Annotated in this window: 2 protein-coding genes and 1 pseudogene; all 3 read right to left on the bottom strand. The window is 72.2% G+C overall.

What is annotated here, in order from left to right; all coding sequences use genetic code 11:
- Positions 1-254: 254 nt before the first annotated feature.
- A pseudogene (locus ACFWY9_RS38065) lies at positions 255-10,784 on the bottom strand (SDR family NAD(P)-dependent oxidoreductase); the annotation flags it as partial.
- 106 nt (positions 10,785-10,890) lie between these two features.
- On the bottom strand, positions 10,891-15,702 hold the full coding sequence (locus ACFWY9_RS38060) for a type I polyketide synthase (RefSeq protein WP_378341165.1): 4,812 nt from the start codon (positions 15,700-15,702) through the stop codon (positions 10,891-10,893).
- Entirely contained in the window at positions 15,699-26,228 is a 10,530-nt protein-coding gene (locus ACFWY9_RS38055) for an SDR family NAD(P)-dependent oxidoreductase (RefSeq protein ID WP_378341166.1), read from the bottom strand. Before ACFWY9_RS38055 ends, ACFWY9_RS38060 begins: the two co-directional genes overlap by 4 nt.
- Between the last annotated feature and the right edge of the window lie 167 nt (positions 26,229-26,395).

The following is a 26,395-nucleotide window of genomic DNA, read 5'->3' as shown; positions in this document are numbered from 1 at the left end:
ACATTGAGGGACTCAGAGTCCCTCAATGTGGCATTCACGGACAGGGCGGGGCGGTCTTTCCCGGTGTCACGTTCGTCCTTTGTGGACTTTGGTGGGAGGCGCGGCTCGCGGCAGGCGCGCTGAAGGGCGCCTTCGGCACCGGAGCCCACCCCCGGAGAGGTGACAGCTCCCGGCGCAGGAAGGTCCGTGGGGGCCTCCTTGAGGGACTCTGGGTCCCTCAAGGAGGCCCCCACGGACCGACCAGGGGCAGGGGGCTATTCGCCGCCGCCGATGGCCAGGTTGATCAGGGCGTCGCGGTCCATCTCGTCGATCGACGGGCGTTCGCGCGGCGCCTCGGCCTCCGCCGCCGGTCCGGACCGCTGGGCGAGGCCGAGCAGGCCGTCCAGCAGGCCCGCTTCCCGCAGGCGGGACACCGGGATGGTGCGCAGCAGCTCCCGGATGTCGTCCTCCGAATCCGGCGCCGCCGAGATTTCGGGCTCCACAGAGGACGACGGCGCGGGCGAGGCAGCAGATGGCTCCTCGTCCTCCGGTACCAGCTCCGCGCACAGATACTCGGCGAGTTCGCGCGGAGTCGGGTAGTCGAAGATGAGGCTGGCGGGCAGCTTCTGCCCGGTGGTGAGGATCAGCTTGTTCCGGAACCCGGTGGCGGACAACGAATCGAAGCCCATCTCGCTGAACGCCCTGTCCGGCTCCACCTCGTCCGGCCCGCCATGGCCCAGCAGTGCGGCGGCCTGGGTACGGACCAGGGTGAGCAACGTCGGCACCCGCTTGTTCGCGGGCATCGCCACCAGCCGTTCCCGCAGCGAGCCCGTCTCGGCGGGCGCCTCCTGGGCGACGCGCCGGGAGGACGTCCGCACCAATCCGCGGAGTACCTCCGGAAGCTCACCACGGTCCCGTCGCCCGAGCGCCTTGAGGTCGAGACGGATCGGCACCAGCAACGGGTCGCTGAGCGCCGTCGCCACGTCGAACAGACCCAGCGCCTGCTCGGGAGACAACGCTTCGAGACCGCCGCCGCCGGAGCCACGACCGGCGGCCATGCCGTCGTCCCCGGTGTCCCACATGCCCCAGGCGAGGGAAAGCCCGGGGAGCCCCGAGGCCACCCGATGCGCGGCCAGCGCGTCCAGGAACGCGTTCGCCGCCGCGTAGCTCCCCTGCCCCGGCGCGCCGAGCACCCCGGCGGCCGAGGAGAACAGCACGAACGCGGTCAGGTCGAGGTCCCGGGTCAGCTCGTGCAGGTTCAGCGCCGCGTCCAGTTTCGGCCGCAGGACCTTGTCGACGCGCTCGGGCGTCAACGCCGTCAGCACGCCGTCGTCGAGCACACCGGCGGTGTGCACCACCGCGCTCAGCGGATGCTCGGCCGGGATCTCCGACAGCATCGCCGCGGTGGCCGCCCGATCGGCGACATCGCAGGCGACCAGCGACACGGTGGCGCCCAGTCCCGCCAGCTCGTCGCGCAACGCGGCGGCTCCGGGAGCCTCGGCTCCCCGACGGCTCGCCAGCACCAGCCGGCGAACACCGCGCGCGCTCACCAGATGCCGGGCGACCGCGCCGCCGAGCGCACCGGTCGCGCCGGTGATCAGCACGGTGCCGTCCTGGTCCCAGACCGGTTCGGCCGACCGCGAAAGCGCGGCCCCGGCGAGCCGCGGCACCCGCTGCGTCCCGCCCCGCAGGGCCGAGGCGGACTCGCCCGAGCCGACGACAGCGGGGAGCGCACGGACCGAAGCCTCGTCCGCGTCGAGGTCGACGAGGACGACACGGTCCGGGTTCTCGGCCTGCGCCGAGCGCACGAGGCCGGAAACCGTGGCAGCGGCCAGATTCGGCACGTCCTCCCCGTCGCAGGACACCGCTCCCCTGGTGACGACCAGGAGCTTCGCCGCGACGAAGCGCTCGTCCGCCAGCCAGCTCTGCAGCAGGCCCAGCAGCCGATGCGTTTCCGCGCGTGCCGGCTGTCCTTCGGCACAGGGCACCACGAGCACCTTGGTGCCCTGCGCCGCTTCGTCGAGATCGGAGACGATCCGCGCGCCGAGGGTGTCGGCGAGGCCCCAGCGGTCCGGGCCGAGCACGCTCCACCGGTCCGCTGTCACCTCGTCCAACGCGGCCTTCTGCCATTCGACGCGGTACAGCGACGTGTCCGGGGTACTCACCACCGCCGGCGCGGCCGGTTCCGCGGACATCGGCCGCAGCAGCAACGACCCGACCGAGACGACCGGCTGCCCGGCGCCGTCGGCGATCTCCATGGCCACCGCGCCGCGTCCGGTCGGCCGGACGTGGACCCGCAGCGCGGAGGCACCCACCGCGTGCAGGGTCACCCCTTCCCAGGAGAAGGGCAGGGACCGTTCCTCAGTCGCCCCGCTGAGGCCGATGGCGTGCAGCGCGGCGTCGAACAACGCCGGGTGGATCCCGAAATCGTCCACTTCGGACTGTGCCGCGGCGGGCAGGCTCACCTCGGCGAACACGTGGTCGCCCGCCTTCCACGCGGCCCGCATGCCCTGGAACCGGGGGCCGTAGACCAGGCCGCTCTCGGCCAGGCCCTCGTACATGCCCTCCAGCGACACCGCTTCGGCGCCCGCAGGCGGCCATTCGGTGTGCTCGAACGACGGACGGCCGTCCGCGGGCGCCAGCGCACCGGCCGCGTGGCGGGTCCACGGGGCGTCCTCGGCGCCCTCGGGCCGGGAATGCACGCTGAACCGGCGCCGCCCGGCGTTGTCCGGACCGTCGATCGCGCACTGGAGCTGGACGCCGGACCGCTCGGGCAGCACGAGCGGTGCCTCGATGGTCAGCTCCTCCACGACCTCGCAGCCGACGTCGTCGCCCGCGCGGACCGCCATCTCCACGAACCCGGTGCCGGGGAAGATCGCCGCGCCGCCGACCGCGTGCTCGGCCAGCCACGGGTGCGTACCGAGGGAAACCCGGGCGCTGAACAGCATGCCGCCGGTTTCGGCCAGTGACACCGCGGAACCCAGCAGCGGATGCCGGACCTGGCCGGGCTCCTCGGTGCCGCCGTTCTCGACCCAGAAACGCTGCCGCTGGAACGGATAGGTCGGTAGTTCGACCGGCTTGGCGCCGGTGCCGTCGAACAGCGCCGTCCAGTCGGGCGACCGCCCGCTCACGTGCAGCCGCGCGACCGCGGTCAGCAGCGCCGCAGGCTCCGGAGCCTCCTTGTCCGCCGTCGCGGTGACCAGGGCCCCCGCGCGGTCTTCCAAACCGTCCTCGACCAGCCCGGCGAGGGTGGCGTCCGGGCCCAGCTCGACGAACCTGTTGACCCCATTGCCTTCCAACCAGCGAACGGCGTCGTGGAACCGGACCGCCTGACGCACCTGACGTGTCCAGTACTCCGGCGAGGTCAGCTCGGCGGCGAGTTCACCGGTCACGGTCGACACGATCGGGATCCGCGGCGCCGAGAACGTCAGCTTGTCCGCGATCGCGCCGAACTCGGCGAGCATCGGCTCCATCCGCGCCGAGTGGAACGCGTGCGACACCCGCAACCGCTTGGTACGACGCCCGTTTTCGGCGAAGCGGGCCGCGAGGGCCAGCACCGGCGCTTCGTCCCCGGAGAGCACGACCGACATCGGGCCGTTCACCCCGGCGATGTCGACGCCTTCGCCCAGCAGCGGCAGGACCTCGTCCGCCGACGCCGCGACAGCCACCATGACGCCGCCCTCGGGCAGCGCGCGCATCAGCCTGCCGCGCGCGGCGACCAGCATCGCGGCGTCCTCCAGCGAGAGCACGCCGGACACGTGTGCCGCGCTCAGCTCGCCGATCGAATGTCCGGCCAGGAAGTCCGGCCGCAACCCCCACGATTCGACGAGCCGGAACAAGGCCACCTCGAACGCGAACAACGCGGGCTGGGTGTACTCCGTGCTGTCCAGCAGTTCCGGGTCCGCCGTCGCTGTCCGCAATGGACGGTCGAGGTGGCGGTCCAGTTCGGCGCGGACCTGTTCGTAGGCGCGGGCGAACACGGGGTACGCGGCCGCGAGGTCGTCGCCCATCCCAGCGCGCTGCGCGCCCTGGCCCGAGAACAGGAACGCGGTCTTGCCACCGCCCAGCACAACGCCCTCGACGAGCCCGTCGGCCTCCTCGCCGTCCGCCATCGCCATCAGGCCGCGCAGGAATTCGGGACGGCGCCTGCCCAGCACCACCGCGCGGTGGTCGAACGCCGAACGCGTGGTGGCGAGCGAGTAGCCGACGTCGGCCAGCTCGTGATCGGCTTCGTCGACGAAGGCCAGCATGCGTTCGGCATGCGCCTTCAATGCCGCACCACCCCGCGCGGCGAGCGGCCACGGCACCGGGGTGTCGAGGTCGGCCACGTCGCCCGAGGGCACCGAGGACGGGGCGGCGGGCGGCTCTTCGAGGATGACGTGTGCGTTGGTTCCGCTCACGCCGAACGACGAGACGCCGGCGCGTCGCGGCCGTCCGGCCGCCTCCCACGGGACGCGTTCGGTCAGCAGCCGCACGTTGCCCGCCGACCAGTCGACCTCGCCCGAGGCCTCCCGGACGTGCAGGGTCTTCGGCAGCTCGCCGTGCCGCATGGCCAGGACCATCTTGATCACCCCGGCGATGCCGGCCGCGGCCTGGGTGTGCCCGAGGTTCGACTTGACCGCGCCGATCCACAGTGGACGCTCCGGCGGCAGTTCCCTGCCGTAGGTGGCCAGCAGTGCCTGTGCCTCGATCGGGTCGCCGAGCTTCGTCCCGGTGCCGTGCGCCTCGACGGCGTCCACGTCCGCGGGAGTCAGGTTCGCGGCGGCCAGCGCGCTGCGGATCACCCGCTGCTGGGCGGGCCCGTTGGGGGCGGTCAGCCCGTTGGACGCGCCGTCCTGGTTGATGGCACTGCCGCGCAGCACCGCGAGGACCGGGTGGCCGAGACGTCGCGCGTCGGACAGCCGCTCCAGCACCACGACGCCCGCGCCTTCGGACCACGAGGTGCCGTCGGCGTCGGCGGAGAAGGCCTTGCACCGGCCGTCCGGGGCGAGACCGCCCTGCCTGCTGAACTCCACGAACGTCTCCGGCGTCGCCATCACCGTCACGCCACCGGCGAGCGCGAGCGTGCATTCGCCCTGCCGCAACGCCTGCGCCGCCCAGTGCAACGCGACGAGCGACGAGGAGCACGCGGTGTCGACGCTGACGGCGGGCCCTTCGATGCCGAGCGTGTAGGCCACCCGTCCGGTGACGATCGAGCCGGTGCTGTTACTGCCGACGTAGTCGTGGTACTGCACACCGGCGTAGACCCCGGTCTGGGAACCCTTGAGCGACAAGGGATCGATGCCCGCCCGCTCCAGCGCCTCCCACGAGGTTTCGAGCAGCAGCCGCTGCTGCGGATCGATCATCGCCGCTTCCTTCGGCGAGACACCGAAGAAGCCCGGGTCGAATTCACCTGCGTCGTGGACGAACCCGCCCTCGCGCACGTAGCTCGTGCCGGGCCGCACCCGCTCCGGGTCGTACAGCCTGCCCAGGTCCCAGCCGCGGTCGGCCGGGAACTCGCCGATCGCGTCGCCTTCTTCGTCGAGCAGCCGCCACAGGTCGTCCGGCGACGAGACGCCGCCGGGCAGGCGACAGCCCATCCCGACGATCGCGATCGGCTCGTCGTGGACGCCCGCGCCGGTGACCACGCTGTCGCGCGGGCTCAGCCCGGACAGCTCGGCCAGCAGGTGTTCCGCCAGCGCGGACACGGTCGGGTAATCGAAGACCAGCGTCGAGGGCAGGCGCAGCCCGGTCGTCGCGTTCAGCCCGTTACGCAGCTCGATCGCGGTGAGCGAGTCGAAGCCGAGCTGCTGGAACTCCCGGCCCGGGTCGATGTCCTCGGCGGAGGCGTAGCCCAGCACCGCGGCCGCGCGGGTCCGGACCAGGTCGAGCACGGTGGCGAGGCGATCGGCCTCGGGGACGTCCGCGAGCAGCCGCCCGGACGAGACCACCGCGGCGGATCCGGCCGCGGTACGGCGCGTCCCGCGATTCGCCAGGTCCCACACCGGTTTCGGCGCGTCGGCACCGGAGGCGCGCAGCGCGGCGAGGTCGAACCGGACCGGGAGGACCGCGGGCTCGTCCGTGGCGAGCGCCGTGTCGAACGACGCCAGGGCGTCCTTTGTGGACAGCGGACGCAGGCCGGTGGCGGACAGCCGGGCGACCTCCGCCTCGTCCAGCGTGCCGCCCATCCCGCCCGCTTCCGCCCACAGGCCCCAGGCCAGCGACAGCGCGGGCAGGCCCTGTGCTCGCCGGTGCGCGGCGAAGGCGTCGAGCACGGTGTTCGCGGCCGCGTAACCCGCCTGTCCCGGCGCGCCCAGCACCCCGGACACCGACGAAAACAGGACGAACGCCGCGAGGTCGGCGCCCGAGGTCAGCTCGTGCAGGGCGAGCACCCCGTCGACCTTGGGCCGCAGCACCGCGTCGATCCGCTCCGGGGTTTGCGAGCTGAGCACGCCGTCGTCGATCACGCCCGCCGTATGCACCACCGCGGTAAGCGGATGCTCCTCCGGCACAGCCGCGAGCACCGCGGCGAGGGCCTCACGATCGGCGACGTCACAGGCCGCGGTCCGGACTTCGGCCCCCAGGTCCGCCAGCTCCGTGAGCAGTTCGGCGGACGCGTCCAGCCCGCGACGGCTCACCAGCAGCAGGTGCCGCACGCCGTGCCCGGTGACCAGATGCCGGGCCAGTTCCGCGCCGAGCGCGCCCGAGCCACCGGTCAGCAGCACGGTTCCGTCCGGGTCGAGCCGGTCGGCCCGCTGCTCCCCCGGCTTGACCCTGGTGAGCGCGGGAACGTGCAGGATGCCTTGGCGCAGCACGAGTTGGGGTTCCTCCGAAGCGAGCGCGGTCCCGAGCGACGCGGCGACGTCCGCCCGCTCGTCGACGTCCAGCAGCACGATCCGGCCGGGGTGCTCGGCCTGCGCCGAGCGCAACAGGCCCCAGACCCCCGCCCCGGCGAAGTCCGTCACGTCCTCGCCGGAAACCGCGACCGCCGCCCGGGTCACCACCACGAGCGTGGACTCGTCATAGTCCGAAGTGGACACCCAGGTCTGCGCGGCCACCAACGCATGGCGCACCCGGTCGTGCACTGACCGGGCGTCGGATCCCGGCTCGATGGTCAGGAGCACCACCGGCGGGACCGGGTCGGCATCGGCCAGCCGCTCGAAGTCCACAGTGGACACAGCGGCGGCCTTGGCAGCCGGGAGGGGGCGCCATTCGAGGCGGTACAACGGCTCCCGGCGTGCCGACCCGGCCGTCGGCGAGTCGAGCGGGCGGAACACCGTCCGGTCGATCGTCGCGACCGGTGCCCCGGTCGCGTCCGCCACGACGACGCCGAACGCGTCGGTGCCCGCCGGGGTGAAGCGGACCCGCGCCTCGGCGGCGCCGGAGGCGTGCAGTTCCACTCCCGACCACGTGAACGGGACCAGGCCCACACCGCCGTCGCCGTCCCCGGCGACCCGCAGCGCGTGGGTGCTCGCGTCGAGCAGGGCCGGGTGCAGACCGAAGCGGCCCGCGTCGAGCGGGACGTCCTCGGGCAGCGCGACCTCGGCGAAGATCTCCTCACCGCGCCGCCACACCGCGCGCAGCGAACGGAAAGCCGGTCCGTAGTCCAGCCCGGTTTCGGCGAACTCCTCGTAGAGCCCGTCCACCTCGACAGGTTCCGCATCCGCGGGCGGCCAGTCGGCCAGCTCGACCCCACGCCCGGCGTTCGCCGCGACCAGCAGCCCGGTCGCGTGCGAAGTCCATTCCGGCTCATCGTCGGAGTCGGCATCGGGCCGGGAGTACACACCGAACGGACGCGCGCCCGACGCCTCCGCGGCGCCCACCGCGACCTGGATCCGCACGCCGCCCCGGTCGGGCAGCACGAGCGGGGTGCCGAGGGTGAGTTCCTCGACGCGCCCGCAGCCGACCTGGTCGCCCGCCCGGATCGCCAGCTCGGGGAAGACGGTGCCCGGGACGGTCACGGCTCCGCCGACGCGGTGATCGGCGAGCCAAGGCTGGGCGCCGGACGACAGCCTGCCGGTGAGGACGACGCCGTCCGTGCCCGCCACCGTGGTCGCCGCGCCCAGCAACGGGTGGCCGGACCGCTGGAGTCCGGCCGCGGTCACCTCGTCGAGCCGCGAACGGGCGTCGAGCCAGTAACGCCGCCGCTGGAAGGCATACGTCGGCAGCGGGATCCGCCGTGCCCCACGCCCGGCGAACAGGGCGTCCCAATCCGGGGTGAGGCCATTGACGTACAGCTCCGCCATCGCGGTGAGCACCGCGTCCGGCTCGGGCCGGTCCTTGCGCAGCGCCGGGACGATCACGGCGGTGTCGGACGTCGTGGTGAGGCTGTCGCCGACGAGCGCGGCGAGCGCGCCGCCGGGCCCGGCCTCGACATACCGGGTCACCCCTTCGGCTTCCAGCGTGGCCACGCCGTCGGAGAACCGCACTGTCTCGCGAACGTGCCGCACCCAGTACTCCGGGTCGCGCAGATCCTGGGCCGAAGCCAGTTCACCGGTCACGTCGGACACGATCGGGATCGCCGGTGCCGCCGTCTCCAGCCCCGCCACGACGGCGCGGAACTCGTCGAGCATGGCGTCCACGCGTGGGGAATGGAAGGCGTGGGAAACCCGCAGCCGCCGCGTTTTCCGGCCCTGGCCCTCGAAATGCGCGGCCAGGCGCGTCACCGCGTCCTCGTCGCCGGAGAGCACCAGGGAGAACGGGCCGTTCACCGCGCCGATCCCGACGGCGCCGGACAGCAGCGGCCGGACCTCCTCCTCGGTGGCCCGCACCGCGATCATCGCGCCACCCGCGGGCAGTGCCTGCATCAGCCGGCCGCGCGCGGCGACGAGCGTGCACGCGGCTTCCAGCGAGAACACCCCGGCGACGTGTGCGGCGGCCAGCTCGCCGATGGAGTGGCCGAGCAGCAGATCCGGTTTGACGCCCCAGGATTCGAGCAGCCGGAACAGCGCGACCTCGATCGCGAACAACGCCGGCTGCGTGTAGCCGGTCTCGTCCAGCGGCCCGGCCCCGTCTTCGTCGGCCTCGGCGAAGAGCACATCCTTCAGCGGCCGGTCCAGCAGTCCGTCGAATCCGGCGCAGACGGCGTCCAGTGCCTCGGCGAACACCGGGAACGTCCCGGCCAGTTCCCGGCCCATCCCGGCACGCTGGGCGCCCTGACCGGAGAACAGGAACGCGGTCAAACCCTCGGTGGCGGTTCCGCGCAGCACACCGGGTGCGCTCGAGCCCTCGGCGAGCGCGTCAAGTCCCCGGACGGCGGCGGCCGGGTCCCCGGCCAGCACGACCGCCCGGTCGCTCCGCGGTGACCTCGTCGTCGCGAGCGAGAAACCCAGGTCCAGCAATGACTCCTGTCCGTCCACAACGGACCGGAGAGCGGCGGCCTGCGCACGCAGCGCCCGCTCCCCTTCGCCGGACACGGGCAGCGGAACAGCCAGCCCGGCGGGCCACGCGGGCGTCGCGGGCTCGGCCTCCTCAACGGGAGCTTCCTCCACTACGAGGTGCGCGTTCGTTCCGCTCACCCCGAACGAGGAGACCCCGGCCCGGCGGGCGCGGTCCGTCCTCGGCCAGGGGCGTTCGGACTGCAGCAGCCGGACGTTCCCCGCCGACCAGTCGATCTCCTCGGACGGCTCGGCCGCGTGCAGTGTCTTCGGCAGCACTCCGTTACGCAGCGCCAAAACCATCTTGATCACGCCACTGACCCCGGCGGCGGCCTGGGCGTGGCCGAGGTTCGACTTCACCGAGCCGAGCCACACCGGACGGTCCTCCGGCCGCTCCTGCCCGTAGGTCGCGATGACCGCCTGCGCCTCGATCGGGTCGCCGAGCGTGGTGCCGGTGCCATGGGCCTCGACGGCGTCGACGTCGGCCACGGACAGGTGCGCGTTGGCCAGCGCCTGCCGGATCACCCGTTGCTGCGAAGGCCCGTTCGGCGCGGTCAGGCCGTTGGACGCGCCGTCGGAGTTGACCGCCGAACCGCGGACCACGGCCAGCACCGGATGACCGTTGCGCCGGGCGTCCGAAAGCCGTTCCAGCAGAACGAGTCCGGCGCCCTCGGCCCAGCCCGTGCCGTCCGCGGCCGCGGAGAACGGCTTGCACCGGCCGTCCGGCGCGAGCCCGCGCTGCCTGCTGAACGCGAGGAACGGCGCCGGGGTGGCCATCAGCGCCACCCCGCCCGCCAGTGCCAGCGAGCATTCCCGCTGCCGCAGCGCCTGGGTGGCCAGGTGGATCGCGACGAGCGAGGACGAGCACGCGGTGTCCACGGTGAGCGCGGGTCCTTCGAGCCCGAGCGCGTAGGCGACGCGTCCGGAAAGGACAGAGCCCGCGTTGCCGGTGCTCAGGTAGTCCTCGACCGCGTCGGTCAGCGTCGCGGGCGGGATCTCGTCGTAGTAGTCCTGACCGCCACTGCCGACGAACACGCCGACCGCGGCCTCCCGCAGCGAATGCGGCGCGATGCCCCCGCGCTCGACGGTCTCCCACGCCAGCTCCAGCACGAGGCGCTGCTGCGGGTCCATCGCCAGCGCTTCCCGCGGTGAGACACCGAAGAACCCCGCGTCGAACTCGCCCGCGTCGTGGACGAATCCGCCTTCCCGGACATAGCTCGTCCCGGGGTGGTCGGGGTCGGCGTCGTACAGGTCGTCGGTGTCCCAGCCACGATCGGTCGGGAACGGGCCGATCGCGTCGGTGCCCTCGGACACCAGCCGCCACAGGTCCTCCGGCGAACGCACGTCGCCCGGGTACCGGCAGCCCATCGCGACGATCGCGATCGGCTCCTGCTCGGCGGTCTCGACCTCGCGCAGGCGCTCACGGGTCTCGTGCAGCTGGCCGGTCACCCGCTTGAGGTACTCGACGAGCTTCTCTTCGTTGTTCATTTTCAGCCTCTCGTCCCTCGGCGGTGGACCGGCCGTGCGGCCGAAAAGTCCTGGGTGGCACGGCGGTTCACGATGTCCCCAGCTCGTCGTCGATCAGGGCGAACAGATCGTCGGTGCTCGCCGTCTCCAGCCGGTCCGCCACGGTCGGGCCGGTCCCGCCGAGCGCCCGGTTCAGCTTCGTCAGCATCGCCTGGATCCGGACGGTGACGCGGTCCCGCTCGATCTCGTCGTGCGAGAGCCCGTCCAGCCGCGCTTCCAGGCGGTCCAGTTCGGTGGTCAGCGGCACGTCCTGGCCTTCACCGCCGGGGCACAGCCCGGACCACAGGTGCTCGGCGAGGGCACGGGGATTGGCGTAGTCGAACACGACCGTGGCGGGCAGCCGCATACCGGACGCCGCGCTCAGCCGGTTGCGCAGATCCACCGCGGTCACCGAGTCGAACCCGAACTCCTTGAAGGCGCGGCCCGGTTCGATCACGGACGCGCCTTCGTCGTGCCCGAGCACCGCCGCGGCCTGCGTACGCACCAGGTCCAGCAGGTGGCGCTGCTGCTCGGGGCCGGTCAGCCCGGCGAGCCGGGCCGTGAGTTCGCCCGCGCCCGCCTCGTCGGCCGTCGCGTCCGCCGCCGACTCCCCGCGAGCCGCCTCCGGGAGATCGTGCAGCAGCGGACGAGGCCGGGCGAGCGTGTAGATCGGCAGGAAGCTCGTCCAGTCCATGTCGGTGACGACGAGATGCGACTCGTTCTTCCCCAGTACCCGGCCGAGCAGCCGCACCGCCAGGACGGGGTCCAGCTCGCGCACGCCGAGCCGGTCCAGCCGGGCTTTCGCCTCTTCGCCGACCATTCCGCCGCCCCAAGAGCCCCAGGCGACCGACGTCGCGGGCAGTCCGCGAGCCCGGCGGTGCTGGGCGAGGGCGTCGAGGAAGGCGTTCCCCGCCGCGTAGGCGGGCTGTCCCGCGGTGCCCCAGACGGCGGCGCCGGAGGAGAACAGCACGAACGCGTCGAGCGGCCGGTCGCCGAGTGCCCGGTCAAGGTGGGCGGCACCGGTGATCTTGGCGCGCACGGCGTCGGCGAATGCCTCGGGTGTCGTCTCGGCCAGTGGTGCCTCGTCGGCCATGACCCCGGCGGCGTGGAAGATCGCGGCCGGCTCGTAGTCGGCGATCAGGGCGTCGACGGCCGCGCCGTCGGTGATGTCGCAGGCCACGATCTCCGCTGTGGTGCCCAGTGCCGTGAGTTCCCCGGTCAGCTCGGCGGCGCCGTCGGCGTCGGCCCCACGACGGCTCACCAGCACGACGCGCTCGGCTCCACGGGCGGCCAGCCAGCGCGCCACGTGCCCGCCCACGGCGCCGGTGCCACCGGTGACCAGCACGGTTCCCCTGGGCTGCCAGGTGTTTTCCGCGAGGTCGCCGTCCAGCGGCGCGCGGACCAGGCGACGCGCGAAGGTGCCCGGCCGCCGGATCGCCAGCTGATCCTCACCGTCCTTTCCGGACAGTGCGGCGCACAGCGCGCCGATCGCCTTCGGGTCCGCGGGATCGAAGAGGTCGGCGAGACCGCCCCAGGTTTCCGGGTGGTCGAGCGCGAGCACGGTGCCCATGCCCCACAACGCCGCCGCGCCGGGATCGACGTCCTCGGTCCGGTCGACCGCGACCGCACCCGAGGTGACACACCACAGCGGCGCGGTGATCCCGGTGTCGCGCAGCGCCCGCAGTACGGTGATCGTGCTCGCGGTGGCGTACGACAACGCGGGCGCGTCCGGGTGCACGCGTTCGTCGAGGGTGAGCAGTGACAGCACACCCGCCGGAGTCCGTCCCGCCAAGGCCGCGCGGACATCGTCGGCCGGATCGGCGGAGTCCACCACGACACGGACGACGTCGGCGCCGAGCCCGTCGGCCAATGCCGAGGCCCGCGCGCAGTCCGGCGGGACCAGCACCAGCCAGGTCCCGGTCAGCCTGCCCGCCGGAGCCTGCGGCAGCGGTGTCCAGCGCACCGCGTAGCACCAGGAGTCCATTGTGGACGTCTCGACTTCGCCGCGACGCCAGGCCGACAGCGCGGGCACGACGTCGCGCAGCTGATCGGGCTCGATGCCCAGCCGCGCGCTGAGCGCTTCGGCGTCCTCGGCTTCGACGTCGGCCCAGAACGGTGCGTCCGCCGCTCCCGTCGTCGTGGGCCGCTGCTCGGCGGCCTGTTCGCCCTCCAGCCAGAACCGCTTGCCGCTGAAGGGATACGTGGGCAGTTCGACCTGGGCGCCGCCCGGGAAATAGCCCGTCCAGTCCGGTGCGATGCCACGGACGTGCAGTGCGGCGACCGAGGCCGCGACCCGGTCCGGACCGCCGTCGTCGCGGCGCAGCGTCCCGGTGACGACCGCACCGAGCTCCAGCTCGTCGAGGGTCTCCTGCATGCTCATGGCGACCACCGGATGAGGGCTGACCTCCACGAAGGCCACGTACCCCGCCTCGGCCAGCGACCGGACCACCGGCGCGAACCGCACGGTCTGCCGCAGGTTGTCGAACCAGTACCCGGCGTCCAGCGCGGCGCCGTCCGTCCACGTCCCGGTGACGGTCGACATCATCGGCACGTCACCCGCGCCGGGCACGATCGGGCCCAGATCCGTGAGCAGCCGCTCGCGCAGATCCTCGACCTGCGCGGAATGGGAGGCGTAGTCCACCTGGACCCGCTTGACCCGGATGTCCTCGGCGGCCAGGTCGGCCTGCAGCTCGTCCAGCGCCTCGCCGTCCCCGGACAGCACGGACGAACCGGCGCCGTTGTCCGCGGCCACCGAAATCCGGCCTTCCCACCGGCCGAGCCTGCCCGCGATGCGCTCGGCGGACTGGCTGACCGCGAGCATGCCGCCGCGACTGCCGAGTACCTCGCCGATCGCCCGGCTGCGCAGCGCGACGACCCGGGCGCCGTCCTCCAGCGACAGCGCACCGGACACGCAAGCGGCCGCGATCTCGCCCTGCGAGTGGCCGATCACCGCGTCGGGCTCGATCCCGTGCGCGCGCCAGACAGCGGCGAGCGAGACCATCGTCGCCCACAGCACCGGCTGCACGACGTCGACGCGTTCCATCGACGGGGCACCGGGTTCGCCGCGCAGCACGGCGGTGGCCGACCAGTCCACAAAGGACGAAAGCGCCTTCTCGCATTCGGTCATCCGGTCGGCGAAGACCGGCGACGTCGCGAGCAGTGCGGTGCCCATCCCGGCCCACTGCGACCCCTGGCCGGGGAACACGAACACGGTCTTCCCGCGGAGATCGGCCTCCCCGGTCACGGTGCCCTGACCCGGGTTTCCGTCGGCAAGGCCACGCAGCGCGTCCAGCAGCCCGTCACGGTCCTCGCCGACGACGACCGCGCGGTGCTCGAACGAGGAACGGCTTGTCACCAACGAGAAGCCGACGTCGGAGGGGGCCAGATCCGGACGTTCTTCAAGCCACGACGTCAGGCGCCGGGCCATCTCGGACAGCGCGGACGGAGTCCTGGCGGACAACACCACCGGCGTCACCGCGGCCTCCGGCTTCGCCTCCCGGGCCTCCGGTTCGTCACCCTGTTCCAAAATGACGTGCGCGTTGGTTCCGCTGATCCCGAACGACGACACCGCCGAGCGCCGCGGTCGTTCGACGTGCGGCCATTCGCGGGCCTCGGTGAGCAGCTCGACCGCACCCGACGACCAGTCCACATGGGACGACGGCTGTCCGATGTGGAGGCTCTTCGGCAGCACGCCGTGCCGCATCGCCTGCACCATCTTGACGATGCTCGCGATCCCGGCCGCCGCCTGCGCGTGCCCGAGGTTCGACTTGATCGAGCCGAGCCACAACGGCTCCCCGCCCTGACGACGGCCGTACGTGGCGAGCAGCGACTGCGCCTCGATCGGGTCACCCAGCGAGGTGCCGGTGCCGTGTGCTTCGACGACGTCCACATCGGACGGTGTCAGCCCCGCGTCGGCCAGCGCCTGCTCGATGACCCGCACCTGGGACGGCCCGTTCGGCGCCGCGAACCCGTTGCTCGCGCCGTCCTGGTTCAGCGCGGTGCCCCGGACGACCGCCAGCACCCGGTGACCGAGCCGCCGAGCGTCCGAAAGACGCTCCACCACCAGGACACCGACGCCCTCGGACCAGGCCGTCCCGTCCGCGTCGTCGGAGAACGACTTGCAGCGCCCGTCCGGTGCGAGTCCCCGCTGGCGGCTGAAGTCGACGAACATCTCCGGCGTGCCCATCACCGTCACACCACCGGCCAGCGCGAGCGTGCAATCTCCTCGCCGCAGTGCCTGGATCGCCATGTGCAGCGCGACCAATGAGGACGAACAAGCGGTGTCGACCGTGACGGCGGGCCCCTCCAGCGCCAGGCTGTAGGAGATCTGGCCGGAAACCAGGCTCCCGCCGGGGCTGCCGCCGCCGTAGTCGTGGTACATCAGGCCCGCGTAGACCCCGGTTTTGCTGCCCGCGAGCGAATGCGGGTCCATCCCGGCGCGTTCGATGGCCTCCCACGCGGCTTCGAGCAGGACGCGCTGCTGCGGGTCCGCCCGGCGCGCGTCGCGCGGGCTGATCCCGAAGAACGCCGCGTCGAAATAGGCCGCGTCGTAGAGGAAGCCGCCGCGGTTGACGTAGGTCTTGCCGGGCCGCTCCGGGTCGGGGTCGTAGAGACCGGTGTCCCAGCCCCGGTCGGCCGGGAACTCGCCGAGCGCCTCCGCCCCCTCGTCGACCAGCCGCCACAGGTCGTCGGGCGAACGGACGTCGCCGGGATAGCGGCAGCTCATCCCGATGATCGCGATCGGCTCGGTGTCCTTCGCCGCCACCTCGCGCAGCTGCCGCCGCGCCTGCTGGAGGTCGGTCGTCGCGCGCTTGAGATACGCGCGGAGCTTGTCCTCGTTCGTCATCGCCCGCTCACTCACGAGATACCCAGTTCGTTGTCCAGTACCTGAAAAAGCTCGTCGTCGGTCGCGGAGTCGATGTCGGCCCCACCGTCCTCGTCGTCGTGCGTTTCCTGCCATTTGCGCAGCAACGCGGCCAGGCGGGCTTCGACCTTGGCGTGGCCGCCTTCGCCCGGCCGGCCCGCCGCCAGCGCCGCGTCGAGCCGGTCCAGCTCGGCGAGCAGCGACTCGGTCGCGTCCCGCGTCCCGGGGTCCAGCCGCGTCCGCAGCTCCCGTGCGAGCGCGGCGGGCGAAGGCTGGTCGAACACCAGAGTCGCCGGCAGGGTCAGCCCGGTCACGGCGTTGAGCCGGTTGCGGAACTCCACCGCGGTCAGCGAGTCGAAGCCCATTTCCTGGAACGCGCGCGCCGGGTCGACCGCGGCCGCCGACGCGTGCCCGAGCACCTCGGCGACGTGCCCGCACACCACCCCGAGCACGAACTCCTCGCGTTCGGCCTCCGGCACCTCGGCCAGGCGCGCCGCCAGCGTTCCCCGCTGCTCGACCGGGCCCGCCGCGCGTACCCGTCGCACCGGTTTGCGCACCAGCCCGCGCAGGACCGCCGGTAGTTCTGTGCGGGCCCGCAACGCCGCTTGGTCCAGCTTGAGCGGTACCAGCGCGGGATCGCCCGAGCGCAGCGCCAGGTCGAACAACTCCAGTCCCTCGGCCGTCGACATCGGGGGCATCCCGAGCCTGCGCAACCGGGCGAGACCCGCTTCGTCGAGCTGCTCGGCCATGCCGCCGTCGCTTTCGGGGCTCCACGCGCCCCAGGCGAGGGAAACCGCGGGCAGTCCCTGCACGTGACGATCGGCGGCGAGCGCGTCGAGGAACAGGTTGGCCGCGGCGTAGTCCGCCTGTCCCGCGCCCAGCACCAGTCCCGCGGCGGAGGAGAACACCACGAAGGCCCGCAGGTCGAGGTCGGCAGTCAGCTCGTGCAGGTGCCACGCCCCGTCCACCTTGGGCCCGAGCACTGCGTCGAGCTGCGCCTCGGGCAGCGAGCCGATCAGACCGCCGCCCGTGACGCCCGCGGCGTGCACGACGGCGACGAGCGGGTGTTCCGGCGGGATCTCGCCGAGCAGTTTCGCGACCGCGGTGCGGTCCGCGACGTCACAGCTCGCGATGTCCACGTCGGCGCCGAGTTCGGTCAGTTCCTCGCGAAGTTCTCGTGCCCCTGCCGCGTCCGGGCCGCGGCGGCTGGTCAGCACCAGGCGCCGGACGCCGTGCTCGACGACCAGGTGACGGGCCAGGATCGCGCCGAGACCGCCGGTACCGCCGGTGATCAGGACCGAACCCGCCGGGTCCCATGGTCCGTCCTCTTCGGACGGTGTGGCGGCGGCGAGCCGGGGCACGAACAGCTCGCCCGACCGCAGGGCGATCTCCGGCTCGCCGGAAGCCAGCGCCATGCCGAGACCGTCCGAAGAGGACTCCTCGCCGTCCAAGTCGACCAGGACGAAACGGCCCGGGTTCTCGGCCTCGGCCGAGCGCACCAGCCCCCACACCGGCGCCGCGACGAGGTCGGGACGGCCGTCTCCCGGCATGGCGCCGGTGGTGACGACGGCCAGCCGCGACCCGGAGAACCGCTCCGTGGCAAGCCATTCCCGCACGTGGGCCAGTACCCGGGTGAGGGTTTTCCGTACTCCTTCCGGCACGTCGGGATCGGACCCGCGCGGGACGAACAGGGCCACGGTGTCCGCCTCGCCCACCGCTTCGAGACCGGCGTCGCCGAGGAGCGCGAATTCCGCCGCCGTCTTCGGCACCGTCAACGGCTGCCAGGTGACGCGGAACAGCGCGTCGTTCGGCCCGCCGCCCAGCTGTGCGGGGGCGATGGGCCGGGCGACCAGGGATTCGACTGTCGCGAGAGGACTGCCCGCCGCGTCTGCGAGCGTGATGACGACGGCGTCCTGGCCTGCCGGAGAAAGCCGTACCCGCAGCGCGGACGCGCCCTTCGCCTCGATCCTCACTCCGTTCCAGTAGAACGGCAGCATCGGGTTGCCGCCGCCTTCCTGCCCGAGGAACGCGTCGAGCACCTGGGGATGCAGCGCCGCGTCGAGCAGGGCGGGGTGCACGCCGAATCCACCGGCGTCCTCGTGGGCTTCCCGGGGAAGGGCGACCTCGGCGTAGAGGTCGTCGCCCTCGCGCCACATCGCTTGCAGCCCTTGGAAAGTGGGCCCGTAGTCGTAGCCCAGCTCGGCGAGCCGCTGATAGGGATCGCCGAGTTCCACCGGCTCCGCGCCTGGCGGTGGCCAGGTCGTCAGATCGGCGGCGGGCACGCTGTCCTCGATGCTCAAGGCCCCCGCGGCATGCTGAGTCCATTGCGCGTCGGGGAGGTCGTCGGCCCGGGAGTGGACGAAGATCGGGCGCCCGCCGTCCTCGTCGGGGCCGTCCACGGTCACGCGCAGCGCGACCCCGCCGCGTTCGGGCAGGACGAGCGGTGCCTGCAAGGTCAGTTCCGCGACCGAGGGGCAGCCGACCTGCTCCGCGGCGTGATGCGCCAGCTCGACGAACGCCGTCCCTGGCACCAGCACCCGGCCGAGCACCACGTGATCGGCCAGCCACGGCGTCGTGTCCACCGACAGCCTGCCGGTCAGCACCAGCCCGTCGGTACCGGGCAGGCTCACCGACGCGCCCAGCAGCGGGTGCGCCGCGGGGACCTGGCCGACACCGCCCAGATCCGCCGAACCCGTGGCCCGCAGCCAGTAGCGCTCCCGCTCGAAGGCGTACGTCGGCAGCTGGACCTTCCGCGGGCCTCGGCCGTCGAAGAACTTCTTCCAGTCCACAGTGGACCCATTGGCCTGTGCTCGTGCGACCGCGGTCACCAGCGTCGTGGCTTCCGGCCGGTCCTTGCGCAGCACCGGGGCGAGCGTCGCGGCGTCTTCGACGCAGTCCTGCGCCAAGCCGGTGAGCACGCCGTCCGGCCCCAACTCGATGAACCGGGTCACGCCCTGGGATTCCAGCCAGCGCACCCCGTCTGCGAAGCGGACGGCGTCGCGTACATGCCGCACCCAGTAGTCCGGCGAACAGGCGTCGTCGGCTGCCACGCCGGTCACGTTCGACACGATCCCCAGCACGGGCTCGTTGAACGTGACGCTGTCCATTACCGCGCGGAACTCCGCCAGCATCGGCTCCATCAGCGACGAGTGGAACGCGTGCGAAACCCGCAGCCGGTTCGTCTTGTAGCCCTTGTCCTTGAACGCTTCCGCGACCTCGGCCACGTTGTCCTCGGGGCCCGAGATCACCACGGACGAGGGTCCATTGATCGCGGCGACGTCCACCCCTCCGGGCAGCAGTGACCGGATCTCGTCCTCGGTCGCCGTGATGGCGAACATCGCCCCGCCCGGCGGAAGTTCCTGCATCAACCTGCCTCGTGCGGCCACCACCCGGCAGGCGTCGTCGAGGGACCACACGCCCGCGACATGGGCCGCGACGAGTTCGCCGATCGAATGCCCGGCAACGAAGTCCGGGCGAAGACCCCACGATTCGAGCAGCCGGAACAAGGCCACCTCGACGGCGAACAACGCCGCCTGCGCGTACCGAGTCTGTTCCAGAACCCCGGGATCGCCGGTGAAGGTCAGCTCCCGCAGGGACAACCCGACCAGGCCGTCAAGGCGTGCACAGACCTCGTCGAAGGACTCCGCGAACACCGGGAATGTCTCGTACAGCTCACGTCCCATACCGACGCGCTGCGAACCCTGACCGGTGAACAGGAACGCGGTCTTGGCGTCGCTCGCCACGCCCCGCACGAGCCCGGGTGCGGCCGTGCCGTCCGCGAGCGCGGTCAGCCCGGCCAGGAGTTCGTCCCGGCCCTTCCCGACAACGACCGCCCGGTGTTCCAGCGCGGCCCGTGCCGTCGCCAGGGTATAGGCGACGTCGGCCGAGTGCAGGTCTTCATCCACATTGGACAGAAGCTGGGCGGCCTGGGCACGCAGAGCGTCCGGGGTCCTGGCCGAGAGCAGCCACGGCACGACGCCGTCCACCCGCGCCGAGTCGTCTTCTTCCGGCGCCGCGGGCGCTTCCTCCACGATCACGTGCGCGTTGGTGCCGCTGATCCCGAACGACGACACGCCCGCCCGGCGCGGACGGTCCTCCACCGGCACCCACTCCCGCGCCTCGGTCAGCAACTCCACCGCACCGGCCGACCAGTCCACATGGGACGATGGCTCGTCGACATGCAACGTCCTCGGCAGTACGCCATGACGCATCGCCATGACCATCTTCATCACCCCGGCGACACCCGCCGCGGCCTGCATATGCCCCACGTTCGACTTCAACGACCCCAGCCACAACGGCTGATCACGATCCCGGCCATACGTCGCCAGCAACGCCTGTGCCTCGATCGGATCGCCCAGCACGGTGCCGGTCCCATGGCCCTCGACGGCGTCGACATCCGACGTCGACAGCCCGGCCGAGGACAACGCGTCGCGGATCACCCGCTGCTGCGACGGACCGTTCGGCGCGGTCAGGCCGTTCGACGTGCCATCGGAGTTAATCGCGGAACCGCGCACCACGGCGAGGATCTCGTGCCCGTTGCGCCGGGCGTCGGACTGGCGCTCCACCAGCAGCACACCGACGCCCTCGGACCAGCCCGTGCCGTCCGCCCCGGCGGCGAAGGAGCGGCACCGCCCGTCCGGGGACAACCCGCCCTGCCTGCTGAACTCCACAAAGGACTCCGGCGTGGCCATCACGGTGACACCGCCGACGAGCGCCAGCGAGCACTCACCGTTTCGCAAAGCCTGTGCAGCCCAATGCAAAGCGACCAGCGACGACGAACACGCCGTGTCCACACTCACCGCGGGTCCCTCCAGGCCCAGCACGTAGGCGACCCGGCCGGAGACCACGCTGCCGATGCCTGCGTGCCCGGGATAGTCGTGGTACATCACGCCCGCGAACACCCCGGTCCGCGAACCCCGCAACGACGTCGGATCCACCCCGGCCCGTTCCAGCGCCTCCCACGACACCTCCAGCAACAACCGCTGCTGCGGGTCCATCTCCACGGCCTCACGCGGCGAGATCCCGAAGAAACCCGGGTCGAACTCGGCGGCGTCGTGCAGGAACCCGCCCTCGCAAGTGACGCTCGTGCCGGTGCGGCGGCGTTCGGGGTCGTACAGCGCGCCGATGTCCCAGCCGCGATCCTCCGGGAACCCGGTGATCGCGTCACGACCCGAGTCGACCAGATCCCACAGGTCCTCCGGGGACCGCACGCCGCCCGGGTAGCGGCAGCCCATGCCGACGATGACGATCGGGTCGTCGTCCGCGGCGGCCCCGGCGGACACGACCGCGCCCGGTCCGGTGGCCGCGCCGCCGAGTTCCGCGTCGAGCAGCGCGGCGACCGCGGCGGGCGTCGGGTGGTCGAAGATCAGGGTCGCCGGGAGCCGCACCCCGGTGGCCGAGCCCAGGCGGTTGCGCAGTTCGATCGCGGTCAGGGAGTCGAAACCGAGGTCGTTGAACAGCCGCTCGGCCCCGATGGACGCGCTGCTCGCGTGGCCGAGCACCACCGCGACCTCGCCGCGGACGACGTCCAGCAGCAGACGTTCCCGATCCGGGCCGGACAATCCGGCGAGGTGATCCGCCAGGCCCCGGTCCGTGGTGGCGCGAGCCGAGGGCAGGGCCGCCGGCCTGACGAGCCCGCTGAGGATCGGGGGCACCTCACCGATCGCGCGGATCGCGGCGAGGTCCAGCCGGACCGGGTAGAGCACCGGCGCGTCCGTGGTCAGCGCGGCGTCGAACAACGCCAGTCCGTCCTCAGTGGACAGTGGCGTGATACCGGAGCGGCTCATCCGGCGGGCGTCGGTCTCGCCGAGTCCGGCCGCCATACCGTCTTCGGCCCACGGTCCCCAGGCGACGGAAACCGCGGGCAGCCCGCGATCGGTGCGCAGCCGCGCGAGCGCGTCGACGAAGGCGTTCGCGGCGGCGTAGTTGGCCTGCCCCGGCGAGCCGAGCGTGCCCGCGGCGGAGGAGAACAGGACGAAGGCGGCGAGGTCCAGCCCGGCCGTCAGCTCGTGCAGGTGCCAGGCCGTTTCCGCCTTGGGGCGCAGTACCGCGTCAAGCCGCTCCGGCGTCAGCGCCGTCAGGACGCTGTCGTCCAGCACCCCCGCCGCGTGCACGACCGCGGTCAGTGGATGTGCGGCGGGAATTCCTTCCAGCGCCCGGGAAAGCGCGTCGCGGTCGGTGAGGTCGGCGGCCAGCACGGTCACGGCCGCGCCGGACGCGGTCAGCTCCTCGACCAGCTCTTCGGCTCCGGGAGCCGCGAGCCCCCGCCTGCCGACGAGCAGCAGGTGACCGACGCCGTGCTCGCTGACGAGATGCTTCGCGATCTTCGCGCCCAGGCTGCCGGTGCCGCCGGTGATGAGCACGGTGCCCTCGGGGTCCAGCCCTGTCGCGGTGCCGCCCGGGGTGCTTCGGTCGAGGCGAGGCGCGAACACCTTGCCCTCGCGGACCGCCAGCTCGGGTTCGCCGGTGCCGAGTGCGGTCACCAGGGCACGCCGGCACGCTTCGTGGTCGTCGACGTCGGCGACCACCAGCCGTCCCGGGTGTTCGGCCTGTGCGGAACGGACCAGTCCCCAGACCGCGGCGTGAGCAAGCCCGCCGCTCAGCGCGCCGTTCGTGACGAGAACCAATCGCGTCCGGTCGAATCGCTCCTCGGCGATCCAGCCACGCAGGGTCGCGAGCACGTCCGCGGTCACCGACCGAGTGGCGGCGACCGGGTCCGCTCCCCCGGCGCTCGGCACGCACAGCACGACGGTGTGCGGCGGGTTCTCCCTGGTGGCAAGCGAACGCCAGTCGGCGACCGGGCCACCGAACACCGCGGTGAGACCGAGTTCGTCCGGTCCGGCCAGCACGATGTCGCCCTCCGGCGCCGCGCCCCGCACCGGAACCCAGGTCAGCTCGAACAGCGAGTCCCGGTGCGGTTCCCGCGCACCGAGCTGAGCGGCGGACACCGCGCGAGTCAGCAGAGAGGCGATCGAAGCGACCGGGGCGCCGGACCCGTCGGCGAGGTCGATGGAGACCTCGTCCTTGCCCTTGCGGGAAATCCGGGCCCGGACGGCCGTGGCCCCACGTGCGCGCAACGTGAGGTCACTCCAGACGAATGGCAGCGCGAGACCTTCTGAGTCCACTTCGGATGGTTCGGCGAGAAGCTGCGCATGGAGGACCGCGTCGAGCAACGCCGGGTGGAGCCCGAAGGACCCGGCGGCGTCTTCCGCCTCCGTGGGTAGCGCGACCTCGGCATACAGCTCGTCGCCGTCACGCCAGAGGGCCCGCAGCCCCTGAAAGACCCCTGTGTAGCCATAACCGAGGTCGGCGAGCCGGGCGTAGGGCTCCCCCAGTTCGACCGGCTCGGCACCCGGCGGCGGCCAGGCCGTCAGGCCTTCGGCGCGCCCACCGTCCTCGATGCTCAGTGTCCCGGCGGCATGCTGGACCCACGGCGCGTCGACGTCGTCGTCCGTGCGCGAATGGATGGCGAGGGACCGCCTGCCGTGCTCGTCGGGACCGTCCACTGTTACCTGGATCGCGACGCCGCCGCGCTCGGGCAGCGTCAGCGGCGCTTGCAGCGTCAGCTCCTCCACCGTGCGGCAGCCGGCCTGTTCGGCGGCGTGGTGGGCGAGTTCGACGAACGCCGTCCCCGGCAGCAGGACGCGCCCCAGCACGACATGACCGGCGAGCCAGGGTGCCGTGTCGAGCGACAGCCTGCCGGTCAGGAGATGACCGCCGGAGTTCGGCAGGCTCGCTACCGCACCCAGCAGCGGATGCTCCGCCGCGAGCAGACCGACCCCGCCGAGGTCCGTCGATCCCGAAGCCCTCAGCCAGTAACGGTTCTGTTCGAAGGCGTAGGTCGGCAGCTCGGTCTTGCGGGCGCCGAGGTCGTCGAAGAACCTCTCCCAGTCCACAGTGGACCCGTCGAGCCGCGCTCGTGCGACGGCGGTCACCAATGCCGTGGCCTCCGGCCGGTCCTTGCGCAGCACCGGGGCGAGCACGACGGCGCCGGGATCTGTGACGCATTCCTGCGCCATCCCGGTCAGCACCCCATCCGGGCCCAGTTCGACAAACCTCGTCACGCCTTGGGATTCCAGCCACCGCACGCCGTCGGCGAAGCGGACCGCTTCGCGCACATGCCGTACCCAGTAGTCCGGCGAGCACAGCTCCCCGGTGGTCGCCGCGCCACCGGTCACGTTCGACACGACCCCGAACTCCGGGGCCGAGAACCCGACGCCGTCCAGCACCGCGCGGAACTCCGCCAGCATCGGCTCCATCAGCGACGAGTGGAACGCGTGCGAAACCCGCAGGCGATTCGTCTTGTGCCCCTGGGTTTTGAAGGTCTCCACCACTTCCGCGACCGCGGCCTCCGGACCGGAGATCACCACGGACGAAGGGCCGTTGATCGCGGCAACGTCCACGCCATCCGGCAGCAACGACCGGACCTCGTCCTCGGTCGCCGCGATGGCGAACATCGCACCACCGGACGGAAGCTCCTGCATCAACCGGCCCCGCGCGGCGACTACCCGGCACGCGTCCTCAAGCGACCACACACCCGCGACATGCGCCGCCGCCAGCTCGCCGATCGAATGCCCGGCCACGAAATCCGGGCGGACGCCCCACGATTCGAGCAGCCGGAACAACGCCACCTCGACCGCGAACAACGCCGCCTGCGCATACCGCGTCTGCCCCACCACGTCGGGATCACCGGTGAACACCAGCTCCCGCAAGGAGCCGCCCAGTTCGGCGTCGAGATGACCGGCCGCCGCGTCGAAAGCCGCCGCGAAAAGCGGGTACGTCTCGTAAAGCTCACGCCCCATCCCGACCCGCTGCGAACCCTGACCGGTGAACAGGAACGCGGTGCGACGGGAAGACCGGGCGGTACCGGTGAAAACACCGGACGCGCCGGAACCCGTTGCCAGCGCGCGAAGCCCGGCGAGCAGTTCGTCGCGATCCTTCCCGACGACGGCGGATCGGAACTCCAGTGCCGCGCGCGACGTCGCCAGCGTATAGGCGACGTCAGCCGGACACAGCTCCTCACGTTCCTCCACAAAGGACAGAAGTCGTGCGGCCTGTGCGGGCAGGGCCTCGGCGCTGGGGGCCGACACGAACCAGGGCACAACGCCGCCCACCCGGGTGACGTCACCGGATTCCTCGGTGTCCTCGGCAGGTGGCGCTTCCTCGACGATCACGTGCGCGTTCGTCCCGCTGATCCCGAAGGACGACACACCGGCCCGGCGGGGACGCCCTTCGGCCGATGCCCACTCCCGCGCCTCGGTCAGCAACTCCACCGCACCGGCCGACCAGTCCACATGCGACGAAGGTTCGTCCACATGCAACGTCTTCGGTAAAACGCCATGACGCATCGCCATGACCATCTTCATCACCCCGGCCACGCCCGCGGCCGACTGGGCGTGCCCGATGTTCGACTTCAACGAGCCCAGCCACAACGGCTGCTCGCGATCCCGGCCGTACGTCGCCAGCAACGCCTGCGCCTCGATCGGATCGCCCAGCACGGTGCCCGTCCCGTGCCCCTCCACCACGTCCACGTCGGCGGCCGAAAGCCCGCTGGCGGACAACGCGTCGCGGATCACCCGCTGCTGCGACGGACCGTTCGGCGCGGTCAAGCCGCTGCTGGCGCCGTCGGAGTTCACCGCGGAACCGCGAACCACCGCGAGGATCTCGTGCCCATTGCGCTGGGCGTCGGAAAGCCGCTCCACGACGAGCATCCCGGCGCCTTCGGCCCAGATCGTCCCGTCGGCGGCCTCGGCGAAGGCCTTGCAGCGCGCGTCGGGCGACAGTCCACGTTGGGCGCTGAAGTCGACGAAGTTCTCGGGCGTGGCCATCACCGTGACCCCGCCGACCAGCGCCAGCGAGCACTCACCGCGACGCAGCGCCTGCCCGGCCCAGTGCAACGCCACCAACGACGACGAACACGCCGTGTCCACACTCACCGCGGGACCTTCGAGCCCCAGCACGTAGGCGACGCGCCCCGAAACGACGCTGCCCACGCTGGCATGTCCCGGGTAGTCGTGGTACATCACGCCCGTGAACACCCCGGTGCGCGAACCCCGCAACGACGTCGGATCGACACCCGCGCGCTCCAGCGCCTCCCACGACACCTCCAGCAACAACCGCTGCTGCGGGTCCATCTCCACGGCCTCACGCGGCGAGATCCCGAAGAAACCGGGGTCGAACTCGGCCGCGTCCTGCAGGAAGCCGCCGTGACGCACGTAGCTGGTGCCCGGCTTGTCGCCGGACGCGTCGTAGATCCGGTCCAGTTCCCAGCCGCGGTCGGCCGGGAACTCGCCGATCGCGTCGGTCCCGGTGGCGACGAGGTCCCACAGATCCTCCGGGGACCGCACGTCCCCCGGGTAGCGGCAGGCCATGCCGACGATGGCCAGCGGCTCGTTCGCGCGCTCCTCGGTCTCCCGCAGCACCCGCCGGGTTTCGCGGAGATCGGCGGTCGCCCGTTTGAGGTAGCTGAGCAGTTTGTCCTCGCCGGTCATCCGGTCACCCCAACTCGACGTCGATCCTGGCAACAACAGCAGCCACCGCTGTGAACGCTAGTCAGGCCGGATTCCGCGCCCCACCCCTAAACCCGCGCCGCGACCCCACACTCACCCCGCCCGTCCGGGGTCCTCCGGTAACCCTCGTAGGGGCGTCGATGTGCTGAAGGACGCCTTCGGTGCACTCAATGCACTGAAGG

It is taken from the genome of Amycolatopsis sp. NPDC059027 (assembly GCF_042739735.1).
Classification (GTDB): Bacteria; Actinomycetota; Actinomycetes; order Mycobacteriales; family Pseudonocardiaceae; genus Amycolatopsis.
This window is presented reverse-complemented; position numbering and strand designations above follow the sequence as displayed.